The following is a 15,663-nucleotide window of genomic DNA, read 5'->3' as shown; positions in this document are numbered from 1 at the left end:
TTTAAATATTTAAACGGTTATTTCTTTAATTAATACTTCTCTAAATTCGTCAGCAGTCATGGATCCCATGTCTACTGAACCATGTTTACGCACAGAAATCGTGCCACTCTCAGCCTCTTTCTCCCCTACAATCAACATATAAGGCAGTTTTTTCACCTCTGCATCTCTGATTTTGCGACCCACTTTTTCATCACGCAAGTCTATCAGTCCGCGAATATCGGAATTATTTAGCGATTCTAAAAGGTTTTTCGCATATTCTTCATATTTTTCTGACACTGGTAAGACGATAAATTGTTCTGGGGCAAGCCATAATGGAAATTCTCCAGCACAGTGTTCGATCAATACAGCAATAAAACGCTCCATAGAACCAAATGGTGCTCTATGAATCATCACTGGTCTATGCTTTGCATTATCAGAACCTGTATACTCCAGTTCGAAGCGCTCAGGTAAATTATAATCCACTTGAATAGTACCTAGCTGCCATCTACGTCCCAAAGCATCCTTCACCATGAAATCCAATTTAGGTCCATAGAAAGCTGCCTCGCCATATTCGACGACAGTCGATAATTCTTTTTCTGCAGCGGCCTCGATAATTGCACTTTCTGCAAGAGCCCAATTTTCATCGGTACCAATATATTTGGTGCGATTTTCTGGATCTCTTAATGAAATCTGTGCAGTATACTCTTCAAAACCTAATGCTTTAAAAACATACAACACCAAGTCAATCACTTTTTTAAATTCTTCCTTCACCTGATCTGGGCGACAGAATAAATGTGCATCATCTTGTGTAAACCCTCTTACACGTGTCAAACCATGTAATTCTCCAGATTGCTCGTAGCGGTAAACCGTACCAAATTCTGCAAAACGTACAGGAAGATCTTTATAAGAGCGTGGCTTTGTTTTATAAATCTCACAGTGATGTGGACAGTTCATCGGCTTCAAGAAAAACTCTTCGTCTTCAACTGGAGTTCTTATCGGCTGGAATGAATCTTCGCCATATTTATCATAGTGCCCAGAAGTTACGTACAATTGTTTATTACCGATATGAGGTGTCATCACAGGTTCATAACCTGATTTTAACTGAGCTCTTTGTAAAAAATCTTGTAATTTTTGACGCAAAGCTGCTCCTTTCGGCAACCACAATGGTAATCCTGCTCCTACTTTCTCTGAAAAAGCAAACAACTCTAATTCCTTACCTAATTTACGATGATCACGCTTTTTTGCTTCTTCAATGAACTTCAAATATTCTGTTAATTCAGAAGCTTTTGGAAACGTTACCCCATAAATACGAGTCAATTGTTTACGAGACTCATCACCTCTCCAGTATGCACCGGCAACATTTGTTAATTTGATCGCTTTGATAAATCCCGTATTAGGAATATGTGGTCCACGACATAGATCGGTAAATTCTCCCTGTGTATAGAATGTAATCTTTCCATCTTCCAGATCTTTAATCAGATCTAATTTATATTCGTCTCCTTTTTCAGTAAAATATGCAATAGCATCAGCTTTAGAAACAGCTTTACGTTCGAAAATTTCTTTACGTTTTGCTAGTTCTAGCATCTTATCTTCAATCTGCTTAAAATCATCAGATGAGAATTCACGATCTCCAAAATCAACGTCATAATAGAAACCCGTCTCAATAGCGGGACCTATACCAAACTTGATACCTGGGTAAAGATCTTCTAATGCCTCTGCTAATAGATGCGCAGAAGAATGCCAAAAGGTAGATTTACCATTTGTATCATTCCAGGTCAACAACTTTACTGCAGAATCTTCTTCAATAGGACGAGATGAGTCCCAAATCTCTCCATTCACTTCGGCGGCTAACACATTTCTAGCTAAACCTTCCGAGATTGACAATGCTACTTGAGCAGCTGATGTTCCTTTTTCGTACTCACGAACGGAACCATCAGGTAATGTAATTTTAATCATCAACAAATATGATTATTTTTAGTAATTATTTATAAAACAATACCTTACAGATACACAACATACTAAATTGTTAATTATCAATAAGGCTTAATAAATTAAATCTATTCCTAGACCTATTATCCATCAAATATACTGAAAATAATCCATAATTGCACTTTTAAGTCTTTATTGCACTCCCATCATTGATTGACACATTTTAGTTCTACCCTTCAATTGGAAGATAGCACAACATAATGCAAACGTAACATAGGAATATTCATCATAAAAATGCTGAACTAACAGTTTATGATAAAAATTCGTTAATGATAAACATGGAGATATATAGAATCCTGTCTGCGACAAATAAGATCGTCAAGTAATTTGACTATCTAATCTAAAAGTAATGAATTGAAAACAATCCCGATATCACAATCTTTTTTATTATTTTTGCAATCTTAAATTCATTACTATGTCACATCAAGTTCCAGAAGACGGCACTTTACTTCCGTTGATGGAAGAGTTCTATACAATTCAGGGAGAGGGATTTCACACAGGAAAAGCTGCATATTTTATTCGATTGGGAGGATGTGATGTGGGGTGTCACTGGTGTGATGTTAAAGAAAGCTGGGATGCCACTTTACACCCGCTTACTTCTGCTGATCAGATTATTGAAAATGCAAAAAAATATCCTGCAAAGACAGTTGTCATCACTGGAGGAGAACCTTTAATCTACAATTTGGATTACTTAACAAGAGGTCTTCACGCAGCTGGAATTCAAACTTTTATAGAGACATCTGGTGCCTATCCACTAAGTGGCGAATGGGATTGGATCTGTCTTTCTCCAAAGAAATTTAAAGCTCCAAGAAAAGATGTTTTAGAAGCTGCCGGTGAATTAAAAGTCATTGTTTTTAATAAAAGTGATTTTGAATGGGCTGAAGAACATTCTAAATTAGTAAACAACGACTGTAAATTATATTTGCAACCTGAATGGTCCAAATATCCTGAAATGACCCCACTGATCATTGATCATGTCAAAGATAATCCTAAATGGAATATCTCACTTCAGACACATAAATATTTGAACATCCCTTAATCTAAATTTGGGATTAATAATAAAGCATAAAGGCGATCAATGATCGCCTTTATTTTTGAATGAATATTTTTTCGACTCTATTTCAAGTACTTCTCATGAAAATCTGGAAGTGAATATTGTTGTACTTCGGAACTAATCTTCAAATCCTTAACCAGAATATTACCTTGCTCATCAGTATCAATAAAATCTAAAGTAGGTTTCAGAACAATCTTCCCATTAAAATCCAATAAACCTTGCTTATTGTTTTCAGAAAATAGCAAATATGATCCTACAAAGTTGCTGATATTGCTTAAACCTCCAATAAGTGACACTCCTGAAGCATTAATGATACCATATCGATCTTCTATTGCATACACCATGTTCTCATCATTAACAGCATAAAGCACTTCAAAACCTACATGATTTATTTTTTTTGCTTCATCATCAATAATCCAAAACAAACTACTACTATCAGAAACTATTGCTCTTTGTTTATTCAATACATCGATTGAATAAAAATTTGCAGGCTCCACAATTGTTCCATCCGCTTTTTTAACCCCAAACAAATGTTCATCACCATATGCGGCATTCTGCTGTGAAAACCATTTTAAAGGTGCTTTAAGTTCAAATGCATCTTGAAAAACACTTGCATCATCCAAGTTACTACCTTCATTTTCTGAAAGCTTAACAATTTTAACCTCATGAGGTAATTCAAATTCCTTTAAGTCACTTAGCTTAGTCAAAGCTGAGACTTCAAAACCTAAAGAATTATGCACCTGATCATTTAATTTCAGAACTGCTCCTGGTACATTAATCAAAAAGGGCAAACTACTTAGATAATAACTCGGTAGATCCGGAGCATACCAAATTGTCATTGCAACTTCACCTAAATAAGGGTCCACAACTTTCAACAATGCTTTTATACAGGAAACACCGTTGATGGTTTCTTTTTCGGACCCGTTTTCCAAGATAAGATAAGCATCTTTTGGATCAGTCGGATTCTTCAATAAGGGATAATCTGAAGACAGCACATCCTGTGAAAGTAGATCATCACCTTTTGTAAATGAATATTCCTGTTTTTTAGTTCGATCTGCAATCAGAACGTGCCCTAGATTATCAACTGATTTAATCTTCGTAGGTGAGGTAAAAATCGTAACCTCTTGAGCAGTGGTTCCTCCTTTTAAAAATGGCTCATAGAAATCTAACGCAAATTCAGGCACAGACTTTTCTAATTCTTCCACAGCGATCTGTCCTTTAAAACTCAATTTCATCTGCCATAGGTTATCCTGAGCTGTAGCAGAATGGGATAACAGTATAGTAAGAAATACAACATGAACCAATTTTTTCATACATTACAAATATAGCTCCTAAACAACAAAAGATAGACCAAAACGATCTATCTTTCACAATTAAAATTAATTTACTTTATTTCTCCACATTTTATTGTTTTAAATAAAATAGTGAACGATGGTTTACATATGCTGTTCTGCTAATTGCCTTATTACAAAATAACATACCTAAAACCATTATTTCTCTATTAAAAGTTCTTTACAACGTTATTATACTTTTGGTTTTCACAGCTTGGTCACATGCAAAAGCAATACGTAAACTATTCAAAGCATCTTCCGATTGCTTCTTTAAATCCAAATCCTCTACAATTGCTTTTTGAAAAAACAACTGTTCTCTGTTACAAAGATCTTGATGTGTAGGTTCGTCTTCTAAATGAATCCATTCATCCGCTTTTAAAAATTCATTATTTACATCAATATCAGCATGATGTACACGAATTGATTCTGTTTTGGTATGTGCTTCCACCGAATCCGACACTCCTTCTCTGACAGCATGATTTGGCACAATAGATACCGCCCCTTTAGGGCCAAACACATCTTTAACAAAAAAAGCAGTTTGACTGACCATAGGTCCCCATCCTGCTTCATACCATCCTACAGAACCATCATCAAAATGTAACTGAAGCTGTCCATAATTATAATTCGTTTCGGGTATATCATTTGTCAATCGAGCTCCGATAGTGGAAACTCGAACAGGCTTAGCGTCTGTCATTTGACACATCACATCAATATAATGAACACCACAATCTACTATTGGACTTAAACTATTCATTAAATTGCGGTGTACATCCCACATATAACCATGACTCTGCTGATTGAGATTCATACGCATGACCAAAGGTGTTCCCATCTTACGGCTAATTGCGATAAACTTTTTCCATGAAGGGTGATATCGTAAAATATATCCTACCACCAATTTTTTATTATACTTTATTGCTGCATCGATAACATTTTGAGCGCCTAGTACTGTATCTGCTAAAGGTTTTTCAAGAAAAACATGTGCTCCTGCCTCAAAAGATCTGATTGCATAATTTTCATGCGTATCGGGATAGGTTGAAATACAGACTGCATTTGGTTTTGTTTGCAGTAACGCCTCTTCAAAATCATCAAATTCAGGATAAGCTGCCTGAAGCGATTTATTCAATCTACTTTTACTTTCTCCCCTGGATACCAGCCCAACAATTTCAAAACCCGGTAAGTCATGATAGGCGCGGGCATGAGAGGCTCCCATGTTACCACACCCGACTACTAATATCTTAATTCCTACGTCCATACCTAAACAAATGGTGTTTTTCCCGGCTGAGGAATCCCGCGATTATCAGCTTGCATTTTCCAATCATATTCTAATGAAGTAGGGCCTAAAACTTCTGTCGATTGCATAATCTGATCATACGTAATCGCTTTCCCCGTATAAGCGGCCGTTCGAGACCAAATTGCAAGTAGGGTACTATTCGCAAGGTGTGGTCCATCGTTAATCACTTTTTTATCACGGATGGCTGCGAAAAGTTCATCATGCTGGGTTTGATACATATTATTGTTCCGTCCAGTAAACTTCCACGCTTTGTCACCATAAATCTCGAAGTTTGAAGGAATATTTAAGTTTGCACGACCGTTCTTTCCTATGACGTCCACTGAATTTCGGGAATCAGTTCCATTTTGTTGACGACAAGAATGAAAGGCCTTTAATCCATTTCCATAATCAAATTCAATAGACATATGATCATAAACGTTGCCGAATTTATCCAACTCTCGGGACTGTCTTCCTCCAGTTGCAATAATAGTCTTAGGAACAATATCTCCTAATGCCCAAGACATCATATCAACACTATGTATAGCTTGCTCGACAATTAGATCGCCAGAATATCTTTGGAAATAGAACCAATTACGTAACTGATACTCTAAATCTGACCAACCGGCCTGTCTTTCCTTATGACTTAACTCTCCTCCAAATCTAAAAGTAGAAACAGATTGTATATCACCAATATCACCTTGTTTTATCCTTTGAAAGATTTCACGGTTTGGTGTTGCATACCGAAAACAGAAACCACTTACCAAACAGAGATTCTTTTCTTTAGCAATCTTTACGCTTTCAAAAACTCTTTTCAAGTTTGGAATATCTACTGCAACAGGTTTTTCGCAAAAGATGTGCTTTCCTTTTTTGACGGCCTCTTCCAAATGATCTGGTCTAAAGTTTGGTGGAGAACAAAGTAAAACCACATCCACATCGGTATTCATCAATTTTTGAAATCCTAAAAATCCTAAAAAGATGTTTTTGCTATCGACCTTTACTTGATCATTTGATATCTGTCTTAATGAATCTAAACATAGGTCTACTTGATCTTGGAAGATATCTGCAACAGCGGTAATGACGACATTTGGATCTGCGCGCAATGCTTGAGAAGCGGCCCCTGTCCCCCTACCGCCACAGCCTACAAGTCCGATCTTAATTTTCTTTGGAGCACTGTTTGCATACAAATTAAGGCTTGATGCAGCCAGAGCAGTCCCCAGAACTACGGTATTTGTTTTCTTTAGAAAAGAACGGCGATTTAGATTTTCTAGATTCATATTTTAGCTTATTATTTTCGATTGTACAAGTCCCTATTCTTCTTACAGACATCGAGAATTTAAAATTAATATTAAATTTTATACTAAAAAAGTATAAATAGCTTCCAAATGTAATAATGTTGTGCATCATAACAACATCACGCAAAAAGAAGCTTGAAGCATACTCTAACGTAATTTCTATCGCATATTAAATATTTTAGTAAGGTGAAAAATGTTTAATTTCAATGCAGAAATGTCATATTTACGCTATCTCTATTTTATTTTTATCAATTAATAGCTATTTAAATTTGATTTCTATTAACAAAATACTATTTTTGACACATTATTAATACAAACATGATTTTTGCTCACGGACATCACTTTCATATGCATCATCGCCATTGCGGCGATATGTAATAAGTGTGTTTCTACGTGAAGCATTTTTTCCCTTGTGTTTGATTTCTATTTATTAATAATTTACAGCTAACATTATAAAGCTTTGAAAAATCTTAAAATTGCTATCCAAAAATCGGGTAGATTAAACGAAAAATCAGTTCAATTACTTAAAAACTGTGGTCTCGACTTCGAAAATTATAAAAGTTCTTTAATAACAACCGTTTCCAATTTCCCTCTTGAAATTCTTTTCCTTCGTGATGATGATATTCCAGGATATGTAGAGCAAGGAATTGCTGATCTCGGAATAGTTGGTGAAAATGTCATTGATGAAACTGAATCTGAAGTTAATTATCTACAACGTCTCGGTTTTGGAAAATGTACTTTAAAACTAGCTGTTCAAAAAGATAGTGATATTAAAGATTTAAGAGATCTTAATGGAAAATCTATTGCAACTTCTTATCCTGTTATTTTAAAGAAATTTTTAGATGAATACCGCATCGAGGCAGATATTCAGATGATATCAGGATCTGTTGAAATTGCACCTGGCTTAGGGTTGAGTGACGCTATATGTGATATTGTCTCTACGGGCGGAACCCTTAAAAATAATGGATTAAAACAGTTTGCCGATGTCCGTAAGTCTGAAGCAATTCTTATCGGTCGTCCAGGATTGGAGGATAACGAAATCTTAGCAGAACTTTTACAGCGAATCCAGTCGGTGTTAATGGCAAAAGAAACTAAGTACGTTGTTCTGAATGTTGAGAAAGTTAATTTACCTACTATAACAGGTCTTTTACATGGTGTAAAATCACCGACTGTTGTTCCTTTAGCAGAAGAAGGTTGGGTTGCCGTTCATACCGTTATTTCAGAAGATGATTTCTGGGGTAAGATCAACAAGCTAAAGTCTGCAGGTGCCCAAGGAATTGTGGTCATGCCGATCGAAAAAATTATTATGTAGTTAATAAGCGCACTGCGCTTAAAATAAAATTCATCATGCTTAAAACTTTTGAATATGCTCAGTTAAATCCCATTGAATTACAGGAATTAACAACGCGTAATACTGATCCTTCGCATGCTATCCAAGATACTGTCTTAGATATTATACAAGAAGTTCGTCAAAATGGTGATAAAGCTTTGATTAGCTATGCACAACAATTTGACAAAGTTGAATTAGAAAAACTTTACCTTGATGCTAACGATATTGACGCACTGGCATCAACGATTAATCGCGAACAACAAAGGGCTTTAGAAATTGCGTTCCAGAATATTCATAAATTCCACTCTTCACAAGTAAAGCGTGAGCGAGTTGTAGAGACCACGATAGGTGTAAAATGCTGGCGGGAGAACCGTCCTATTGAAAAAGTCGGTCTTTATATACCGGGAGGCTCCGCTGTTCTACCAAGTACACTATTAATGTTAGGTGTACCGGCGCGAATTGCGGGATGTAAAGAAATCATCGTTTGTTCTCCTCCCCAAAAAAGTGGAAAAATAAACGGTTTCGTAGCCTATTGTCTCAAATTATTAAAAATCGAACGCATTTACCTTGTCGGTGGTGCTCAAGCTATAGCGGCAATGGCTTTTGGATCGGAAACGATCCCTAAAGTTGATAAAATATTTGGACCTGGCAATCAATTTGTGACAAAAGCAAAAAGCATTGTTCAAGGTATGGCCAATGTAAGTATCGACATGCCTGCTGGTCCATCTGAAGTTTTAGTAATTGCTGATGAAACTGCCACACCTGCTTATGTAGCTGCAGATCTATTAGCTCAAGCTGAACATGGTGCGGACAGTCAGGCTGTACTGGTAGCAACTTCCAAAGATATTATTGAAGCTGTAAATCTTGAATTAGAAAAGCAACTTGCTATTTTACCCCGTTTTGAATTAGCAAGCAAAGCAATCGAGAACTCCTATGCGGTGTTAGCAACTGATTTAAATGAGGCACTGGCGTTTAGTAATTATTATGCACCAGAACATCTGATCCTAGAAACCGATCAATGGGAACGTCTTGTTCGTCTTATTTTAAATGCAGGTTCTGTCTTTTTAGGACACTTAACGCCTGAAAGTGCGGGAGATTATGCTTCTGGAACAAACCATACTTTACCCACATCAGGATATGCAAGATCCTATTCAGGTGTATCTGTAGATTCATTTGTAAAAAAGATTACTTTCCAACATATAAGTCCGGAAGGACTACTTAATATTGGTTCTACTGTGGAGATCTTAGCAGAATTAGAGGGACTTCATGCACATAAGAATGCTGTTACCATTCGAAAGGAAAATTAAAAATTTCAAATCAAAAGAAAAGCCTTTCAGAATTTCTGAAAGGCTTTTTTATTAAAATCTTATTTCGATTTAGTTTTTCAATGCTTCACCAACTTTTTTGGCTTTGTCACCTACAGCTTTAGCTGCATCTTTAGTACCTTCAACTGCAGATTTTCCAGCTTTAGCTGTTGCGTCAGCAGCTTTATCGATAGCATGACCAGTTGCATGGGCGGCATCCTTAACGCCTTCTTCAACATCTCCCGCTACTTTAGCAGTACCTGCAGTAATTTTTTCCCAAGCAGTTTTTGTCTCATCTACCGTTTTACGTGCAGCTTCTTCAGCTTTCTTATCTCCTTTTGCTATTGCAGCATCTAGATCTTTTTGAGCTTGCTCATATTTAGCTTTCGCATCAGCTGCAGCAACGTCTGCATGTTTATCTAAACTATCAAGAGAATTATCTAACTTTTCTCCGACTGTGACTTCTCCATCACTATTTTTATCTTCTTTTGGCGTGTTATTACAAGCCGCAAAAGTTAATGAAACTCCTGCGAATAATGCTAAAAATGCAACTTTTTTCATTTCGTATATTTTTTTGGTTAACAGATTTAACCAAACAATATTTATGCCAATTATGCTTTAGGATAAATTGTGCCTTTTGCCGCTTCTAGTGTATTCTTAAGTAATCCTACAATCGTCATCAAGCCCACTCCTCCAGGTACAGGAGTTATCCATGAAGCTTTAGGAGCGACTTGCTCAAAATCTACATCTCCATATAATTTAAAGCCAGATTTTGTTTCTGTTGAGTCTTCTCTATTAATACCTACATCAATTACAACTGCGCCATCCTTCACCATATCTGCAGTAACAAAGTTTTTCTTCCCAATTGCAGCAACAATAATATCCGCACGTAAAACTTCTGTTTTAAGGTCTTTTGTACGACTATGTGTTAAGGTAACTGTGCAGTTACCTGGATTAGAGTTTCGTGCTAAAAGAATACTCATTGGTGAACCAACGATATTACTTCTACCTACCACCACTGCATGTTTACCTGCAGTTTCAATTTTATAATGATCCAGCATCAACATAATACCATAAGGTGTTGCTGGGATAAAGCAAGGAAGATTTCGTTGCATTCTGCCCAAATTGATGGGATGAAAACCATCTACATCTTTTCGGTAATCTATTGCTTCAGTTATTTTATCGGGATCGATATGCTTTGGAAGTGGTAACTGCACGATCAAACCGTCAATATTTGCATCCGCATTTATTTCTTGAATTTTCGCGATCAATTGTTCTTCAGTCACATCAACATCGTAACGAATATTAGTAGATTCAAAACCTACCAATTCACAATTACGCATTTTACTCGCCACATAAGTTTCACTACCTCCGTCGTTTCCAACTAGGATAGCCACTAAATGAGGTTTACGTCCAGCTTGCGCTGTAAAATCAGCTGTATCTTTTTTGATATCTTCTTTGATTTTAGCTGATACGAGTTTACCGTCTAATAAATTCATTTTTATAGGAATAGGATTTTTTAAGTTTCTAATCTAATTTCAGTACAGCCATAAATGCCGATTGCGGTATTTCAACGTTACCTACTTGACGCATTCGTTTTTTACCTTTTTTCTGCTTTTCCAAAAGCTTACGCTTACGAGAAATATCACCGCCATAACATTTTGCTGTTACATCTTTACGTAAAGCAGAAATTGTCTCACGGGCAATAATTTTCATTCCAATAGATGCTTGGATACGAATTTCAAACTGTTGGCGAGGTAGTAATTCTTTTAATTTTTCACAAATTTTCTTACCAAAGTCATATGCATTACTTCTGTGAATCAGAGATGACAATGCATCTACAGGTTCATCATTTAAACGGATATCCAAACGGACCAAATCCGATTGACGGTAACCTATCTGTGTATAATCAAAAGAAGCATAGCCCTTGGAAATCGTTTTTAACTTATCATAAAAATCAAATACAATTTCACCCATTGGCATCTCAAATACCAATTCAACACGGTCTGAAGTTAAATATGACTGATTAATGATTGCACCACGTTTTTGGATACATAAAGACATAATCGGTCCTACGAAATCAGATTTAGTAATGATATTTGCTTTAATATAAGGTTCCTCAATAGCATCTAATTTACTCGGATCTGGTAAATCGGATGGGTTATGAACCTGAACTTCTTCATTATCTTTTGTTAAATACGCTTTGTAAGATACGTTGGGAACAGTTGTGATAACAGTCATATCAAACTCACGCTCAAGACGCTCTTGGATAATCTCCATATGAAGCATTCCTAAGAATCCACAACGGAATCCAAAACCTAGCGCTGCTGAAGACTCTGGTTCAAACACTAAAGATGCGTCATTCAATTGCAAACGGTGCATAGATTCACGTAACTCTTCGTAATCTTCTGTATCAACAGGATATATTCCGGCAAAAACCATTGGTTTTACTTCTTCAAATCCTTGAATAGCACCATCACAAGGTCTTTCCTTATGAGTGATCGTATCGCCAACTTTTACTTCACGTGCTTCCTTAATCCCGGAGATGATGTATCCAACATCACCTGTTCTAACGACATCTTTAGCAACTTGATTTAATTTCAAAGTTCCGATCTCATCCGCAGAATATTCCTTTCCTGTAGCAACAAATTTCACTTTATCACCTTTACGGATCTCACCATTTTCAACTTTGAAATAGGCCATGATACCACGGAAAGAGTTATAAACTGAATCGAAAATCAAAGCCTGTAAAGGAGCTGTTGGATCACCTAGTGGTGCAGGAACCCGCGCTACAATGGCTCTTAAGATATCAGGGATACCAAGACCTGTTTTACCAGATGCTGGAATAATATCTTCACGGTTACCACCAATTAAATCAATGATCTGGTCTTTCACTTCCTCTGGCATAGCACCAGGAAGATCCATCTTATTTAAAATTGGAATAATCTCTAAATCATGTTCTAATGCTAAATAAAGATTCGAGATTGTTTGTGCTTGTATACCTTGAGAAGCATCTACAATTAACAAGGCTCCTTCACAGGCAGCAATGGAACGTGATACTTCATAAGAAAAATCGACGTGTCCAGGAGTATCAATTAAATTTAAAATATACTCTTGACCGTCTTGTATATAGTTCATCTGGATCGCGTGACTCTTTATGGTAATACCACGTTCACGTTCCAAATCCATATTATCTAGTAATTGTGCCTGCGCTTCACGTTGTGTAATGGTGTTAGTGTACTCCAATAATCGATCGGCTAATGTACTTTTACCGTGATCAATGTGTGCGATGATACAGAAATTACGTATGTGCTTCATATAGGATTTTTAAAAATCGTTTCTAAAAAGCAAAGATACTTTTTTTGACAGACATTTAGGCTAAGCTCTCCCCTATTTATGCACATAATTTCATGATTTATCGATTAAGATAAAAAATGTTTTCGATTTGCTGTGACGTTTTCGACTTGCCATTCAATCTCAACTGTAAACTCTTGCGATCTTATCGGACAGTCTTTTACCTGACAGTAGCTGCAACATTCAGGGAGGCATGGATCTGCGTGAATAAAAAACTCGGTTTCAACAGACATTTTGGTATTAACTATTTTATCTAAAATCGAGATTTCATCGTGTACTTTAATTAAAGAATAATAATTCGGAAGTGTCAAGTGACAATCTACATGCAATTCATTGCCATATCGTTGGACACGCAGATTGTGTATATCAATCCAATCTGTATGACGGTTTTCCTGCAAAACTTGAACGACTTCTTTTACAAGATCTACATCTGACTCATCCATAAGTCCACCCACTGACTGACGTAACAATTTATACCCATTATATAAAATAAAAGTGCCCAAGACAAAAGAAATAGCAATATCGATCCACTTTAAGCCTGTTAATTTCATAAGAATAAGACCGACTACTAGGCCTATTGTACTATAGGCATCAACTTGTAGATGTTTACCGTCGGCTTCCAATGTAAGAGAACCCAATGCTCGCCCTCTTTTCATGATGTAGAATCCAATTATAAAATTAATCAGGGCCGTAACAGAAACTAAACCGATCCCTTCTTCCAAATTTGATAATGTAGATGGGAAAAAGATATTATAAAATCCTTTTACTAATATGATTGATCCGGCTATAAAAATAAGTCCCCCTTCCAAGAAAACAGAAAAGAATTCAACTTTTCCATGGCCATACGGATGATTGTTATCTTTAGGTTGAGCGGCTAAATAAATACTATAGAAAGCAAAACTTGAGGCAATGACATTGACAATACTTTCCGCAGCATCGGTGAAAATAGCATTGGAAGCAGTAAGGAAATACGCGACAAATTTGATGATCATCAATCCCAGCCCTGTCAAAAGGGATAGCAGAACTAATCTTTTTTGCTTAGACATAATATTACTTTATTTTCGCGACAAAGGTAGTCATATAACGCTACGATTTCCTTTTTAGTTTGAAACTACTAATCTTTTAGCATACTCTTTTACGTTTATACGGACTAACAAATGAAATGGTGATCAATGCTAAGCAGAATTATCATTATAAAATTTATAGTAAATTTCTGAGATGGTAACATCGGAAATATACGAAATGAAAGATTAGAATAAGTGTTACTCCAAAGCAATCAAAATCTTAATAATTTTACATATTTTCAGCAAAAAAGAAGCAATCGTTTGTCTTTTTTCAAGAAATTAAAGTATTATTTGCATTCTAAATAATATCTTTGTCTTACCATGAGCACACAATCATATTTATCAGATAGGATAAACAATTTATCCGAGTCGGCTACGCTTAAAATGACTAAGCTTGGTCGCGAATTAGCCGCAAAAGGCGTTAATGTTATCAGCTTAAGTGTTGGCGAACCAGATTTCAATACTCCTGACCACGTTAAAGAAGCTGCTAAGGTAGCTTTAGACGAAAATTGGACACGTTACTCGCCAGTTCCGGGATACCCAGAATTACGTCAGGCTATTGTGAATAAATTGAAGATTGAAAATAATCTTGATTATGACATCTCTCAAATCGTAGTTTCTACAGGTGCAAAACAGTCTTTATCAAATGTTATTTTAACACTTGTTAATCCTGGTGATGAAGTTGTAATACCCACCCCATACTGGGTTTCTTATTCAGAAATGGTTGTTTTAGCTGAAGGAAAATCGGTTTTTATCAATACTGAAATCGATAATAACTTTAAAATAACTCCTGAGCAACTTGAGGCTGCTATCACGCCTAAAACTAAATTGTTCATGTTCTCATCACCAAATAACCCTACAGGTACGGTGTATAGTAAAGATGAGTTAGCTGCTTTGGCAAAAGTATTTGAAAAACATCCACAGGTATTTATCTTATCAGATGAAATCTATGAACATATCAATTTTGTAGACAAACATGAATCTATCGCTCAATTTGATAGCATTAAAGACCGTGTGATTATCATTAACGGTTTCTCCAAAGCATTTGCAATGACCGGATGGAGATTAGGTTATATTGCTTGTAATAAAGAGATCGCTGCCGCAAATGACAAATTACAAGGACAAACGACATCGGGAACATGTTCGATATCACAACGTGCAGGAATCGTTGCTTATGAACAAGGATTAGCATCCGTAAATAAAATGAAAGAAGCATTTGCTCGTCGTCGTCAACTGGTTTATGATCTATTATCCGCAATTCCAGGAGTTAAAACAAACTTACCTGAAGGCGCTTTCTATTTCTTCCCAGAAATCAGTTCTTTCTTTGGAAAAAAAGATGAGAATGGAAATGTAATCAACAATTCATCTGACTTAGCTCTATACCTATTAAATGTAGGTCATGTCGCAACAGTTGGTGGTGATTCATTTGGAAATGACAAATACATCCGTCTGTCATATGCTGCATCTGATGAAAGCTTAGTAGAAGCTTTAAGACGTATCAAAGAAGCATTAGGCAAATTAGCATAAACTTTTATAGTCCACATAAAAAGAAGAGGCTGTCTTTAATGGACTGCCCCCAAAATATTGGACAAATTTAGTTAATTAGATTTGTAATAATGAGCTCGATATTCTGTCGGGCTCATTCCATTTAAATTTAGTTTTATCCGTTGATTATTGTAATAGGAGATATAAT

Annotated in this window: 13 protein-coding genes; 4 read left to right on the top strand and 9 right to left on the bottom strand. The window is 36.1% G+C overall.

Features of this window, described 5'->3' with window-relative positions; all coding sequences use genetic code 11:
- Positions 1-9: 9 nt before the first annotated feature.
- Positions 10-1,935, bottom strand: coding sequence for a threonine--tRNA ligase (thrS, locus tag HCX49_RS00065; RefSeq protein ID WP_132773759.1), 1,926 nt, complete (start codon positions 1,933-1,935; stop codon positions 10-12).
- A 448-nt stretch (positions 1,936-2,383) separates the two neighbouring features.
- On the opposite strand from thrS, the gene HCX49_RS00060 reads away from it, so the two are divergent.
- Positions 2,384-3,007: a 7-carboxy-7-deazaguanine synthase QueE gene (locus HCX49_RS00060; RefSeq protein ID WP_021191521.1), complete on the top strand. Its 624-nt coding sequence runs from the start codon at positions 2,384-2,386 to the stop codon at positions 3,005-3,007.
- A gap of 77 nt (positions 3,008-3,084) precedes the next feature.
- On the opposite strand, the gene HCX49_RS00055 is transcribed toward HCX49_RS00060, so the two are convergent.
- From HCX49_RS00055 to HCX49_RS00045, 3 genes are all read right to left on the bottom strand, one after another.
- Positions 3,085-4,335: a hypothetical protein gene (locus HCX49_RS00055; RefSeq protein WP_132773760.1), complete on the bottom strand. Its 1,251-nt coding sequence runs from the start codon at positions 4,333-4,335 to the stop codon at positions 3,085-3,087.
- A 199-nt stretch (positions 4,336-4,534) separates the two neighbouring features.
- Entirely contained in the window at positions 4,535-5,608 is a 1,074-nt protein-coding gene (locus HCX49_RS00050) for a Gfo/Idh/MocA family oxidoreductase (RefSeq protein WP_168125822.1), read from the bottom strand.
- Positions 5,609-5,610: 2 nt separating this feature from the next.
- Positions 5,611-6,900: a Gfo/Idh/MocA family protein gene (locus tag HCX49_RS00045; RefSeq protein WP_021191525.1), complete on the bottom strand. Its 1,290-nt coding sequence runs from the start codon at positions 6,898-6,900 to the stop codon at positions 5,611-5,613.
- Between the two features lie 478 nt (positions 6,901-7,378).
- Between HCX49_RS00045 and hisG the strand changes: the two genes are divergently transcribed.
- Complete coding sequence (hisG, locus tag HCX49_RS00040; protein WP_021191526.1) at positions 7,379-8,230, top strand: ATP phosphoribosyltransferase; 852 nt, start codon at positions 7,379-7,381, stop codon at positions 8,228-8,230.
- Positions 8,231-8,265: 35 nt separating this feature from the next.
- Positions 8,266-9,555: a histidinol dehydrogenase gene (gene hisD, locus HCX49_RS00035; protein ID WP_021191527.1), complete on the top strand. Its 1,290-nt coding sequence runs from the start codon at positions 8,266-8,268 to the stop codon at positions 9,553-9,555.
- A gap of 69 nt (positions 9,556-9,624) precedes the next feature.
- On the opposite strand, the gene HCX49_RS00030 is transcribed toward hisD, so the two are convergent.
- From HCX49_RS00030 to HCX49_RS00015, 4 genes are all read right to left on the bottom strand, one after another.
- Entirely contained in the window at positions 9,625-10,113 is a 489-nt protein-coding gene (locus HCX49_RS00030) for a hypothetical protein (protein WP_021191528.1), read from the bottom strand.
- A gap of 50 nt (positions 10,114-10,163) precedes the next feature.
- Positions 10,164-11,051 (bottom strand): bifunctional 5,10-methylenetetrahydrofolate dehydrogenase/5,10-methenyltetrahydrofolate cyclohydrolase, encoded by an 888-nt coding sequence (locus HCX49_RS00025; RefSeq protein ID WP_132773762.1) that lies wholly within the window; start codon positions 11,049-11,051, stop codon positions 10,164-10,166.
- 28 nt (positions 11,052-11,079) lie between these two features.
- Positions 11,080-12,870, bottom strand: a complete 1,791-nt coding sequence (gene lepA, locus HCX49_RS00020) for a translation elongation factor 4 (RefSeq protein WP_021191530.1) — start codon at positions 12,868-12,870, stop codon at positions 11,080-11,082.
- Between the two features lie 104 nt (positions 12,871-12,974).
- The gene (locus HCX49_RS00015) at positions 12,975-13,952 is read right to left on the bottom strand and encodes a cation diffusion facilitator family transporter (RefSeq protein ID WP_132773763.1); all 978 of its coding nucleotides are present in this window, start codon (positions 13,950-13,952) and stop codon (positions 12,975-12,977) included.
- Positions 13,953-14,291: 339 nt separating this feature from the next.
- On the opposite strand from HCX49_RS00015, the gene HCX49_RS00010 reads away from it, so the two are divergent.
- Positions 14,292-15,497, top strand: a complete 1,206-nt coding sequence (locus HCX49_RS00010; RefSeq protein WP_237682694.1) for a pyridoxal phosphate-dependent aminotransferase — start codon at positions 14,292-14,294, stop codon at positions 15,495-15,497.
- A gap of 71 nt (positions 15,498-15,568) precedes the next feature.
- Here HCX49_RS00010 and HCX49_RS25740 read toward each other — a convergent pair whose 3' ends face one another.
- The gene (locus HCX49_RS25740; RefSeq protein ID WP_376747324.1) at positions 15,569-15,658 is read right to left on the bottom strand and encodes an IS3 family transposase; all 90 of its coding nucleotides are present in this window, start codon (positions 15,656-15,658) and stop codon (positions 15,569-15,571) included.
- Between the last annotated feature and the right edge of the window lie 5 nt (positions 15,659-15,663).

Origin of the sequence: Sphingobacterium sp. B16(2022), from assembly GCF_012030425.1 — a bacterium.
Taxonomy (GTDB): domain Bacteria; phylum Bacteroidota; class Bacteroidia; order Sphingobacteriales; family Sphingobacteriaceae; genus Sphingobacterium; species Sphingobacterium anhuiense.
Note: the sequence above shows the minus strand (reverse complement) of the source record. Positions and strands in the feature narration are given on the sequence as shown.

Bases quoted from the DNA above. Each gene is read 5' to 3' on its own strand.
- thrS (WP_132773759.1), bottom strand. From the start codon at position 1,935: ATGATTAAAATTACATTACCTGATGGTTCCGTTCGTGAGTACGAAAAA.
- HCX49_RS00060 (WP_021191521.1), top strand. From the start codon at position 2,384: ATGTCACATCAAGTTCCAGAAGACGGCACTTTACTTCCGTTGATGGAA.
- HCX49_RS00055 (WP_132773760.1), bottom strand. From the start codon at position 4,335: ATGAAAAAATTGGTTCATGTTGTATTTCTTACTATACTGTTATCCCAT.
- HCX49_RS00050 (WP_168125822.1), bottom strand. From the start codon at position 5,608: ATGGACGTAGGAATTAAGATATTAGTAGTCGGGTGTGGTAACATGGGA.
- HCX49_RS00045 (WP_021191525.1), bottom strand. From the start codon at position 6,900: ATGAATCTAGAAAATCTAAATCGCCGTTCTTTTCTAAAGAAAACAAAT.
- hisD (WP_021191527.1), top strand. From the start codon at position 8,266: ATGCTTAAAACTTTTGAATATGCTCAGTTAAATCCCATTGAATTACAG.
- HCX49_RS00030 (WP_021191528.1), bottom strand. From the start codon at position 10,113: ATGAAAAAAGTTGCATTTTTAGCATTATTCGCAGGAGTTTCATTAACT.
- HCX49_RS00025 (WP_132773762.1), bottom strand. From the start codon at position 11,051: ATGAATTTATTAGACGGTAAACTCGTATCAGCTAAAATCAAAGAAGAT.
- lepA (WP_021191530.1), bottom strand. From the start codon at position 12,870: ATGAAGCACATACGTAATTTCTGTATCATCGCACACATTGATCACGGT.
- HCX49_RS00015 (WP_132773763.1), bottom strand. From the start codon at position 13,952: ATGTCTAAGCAAAAAAGATTAGTTCTGCTATCCCTTTTGACAGGGCTG.
- HCX49_RS00010 (WP_237682694.1), top strand. From the start codon at position 14,292: ATGAGCACACAATCATATTTATCAGATAGGATAAACAATTTATCCGAG.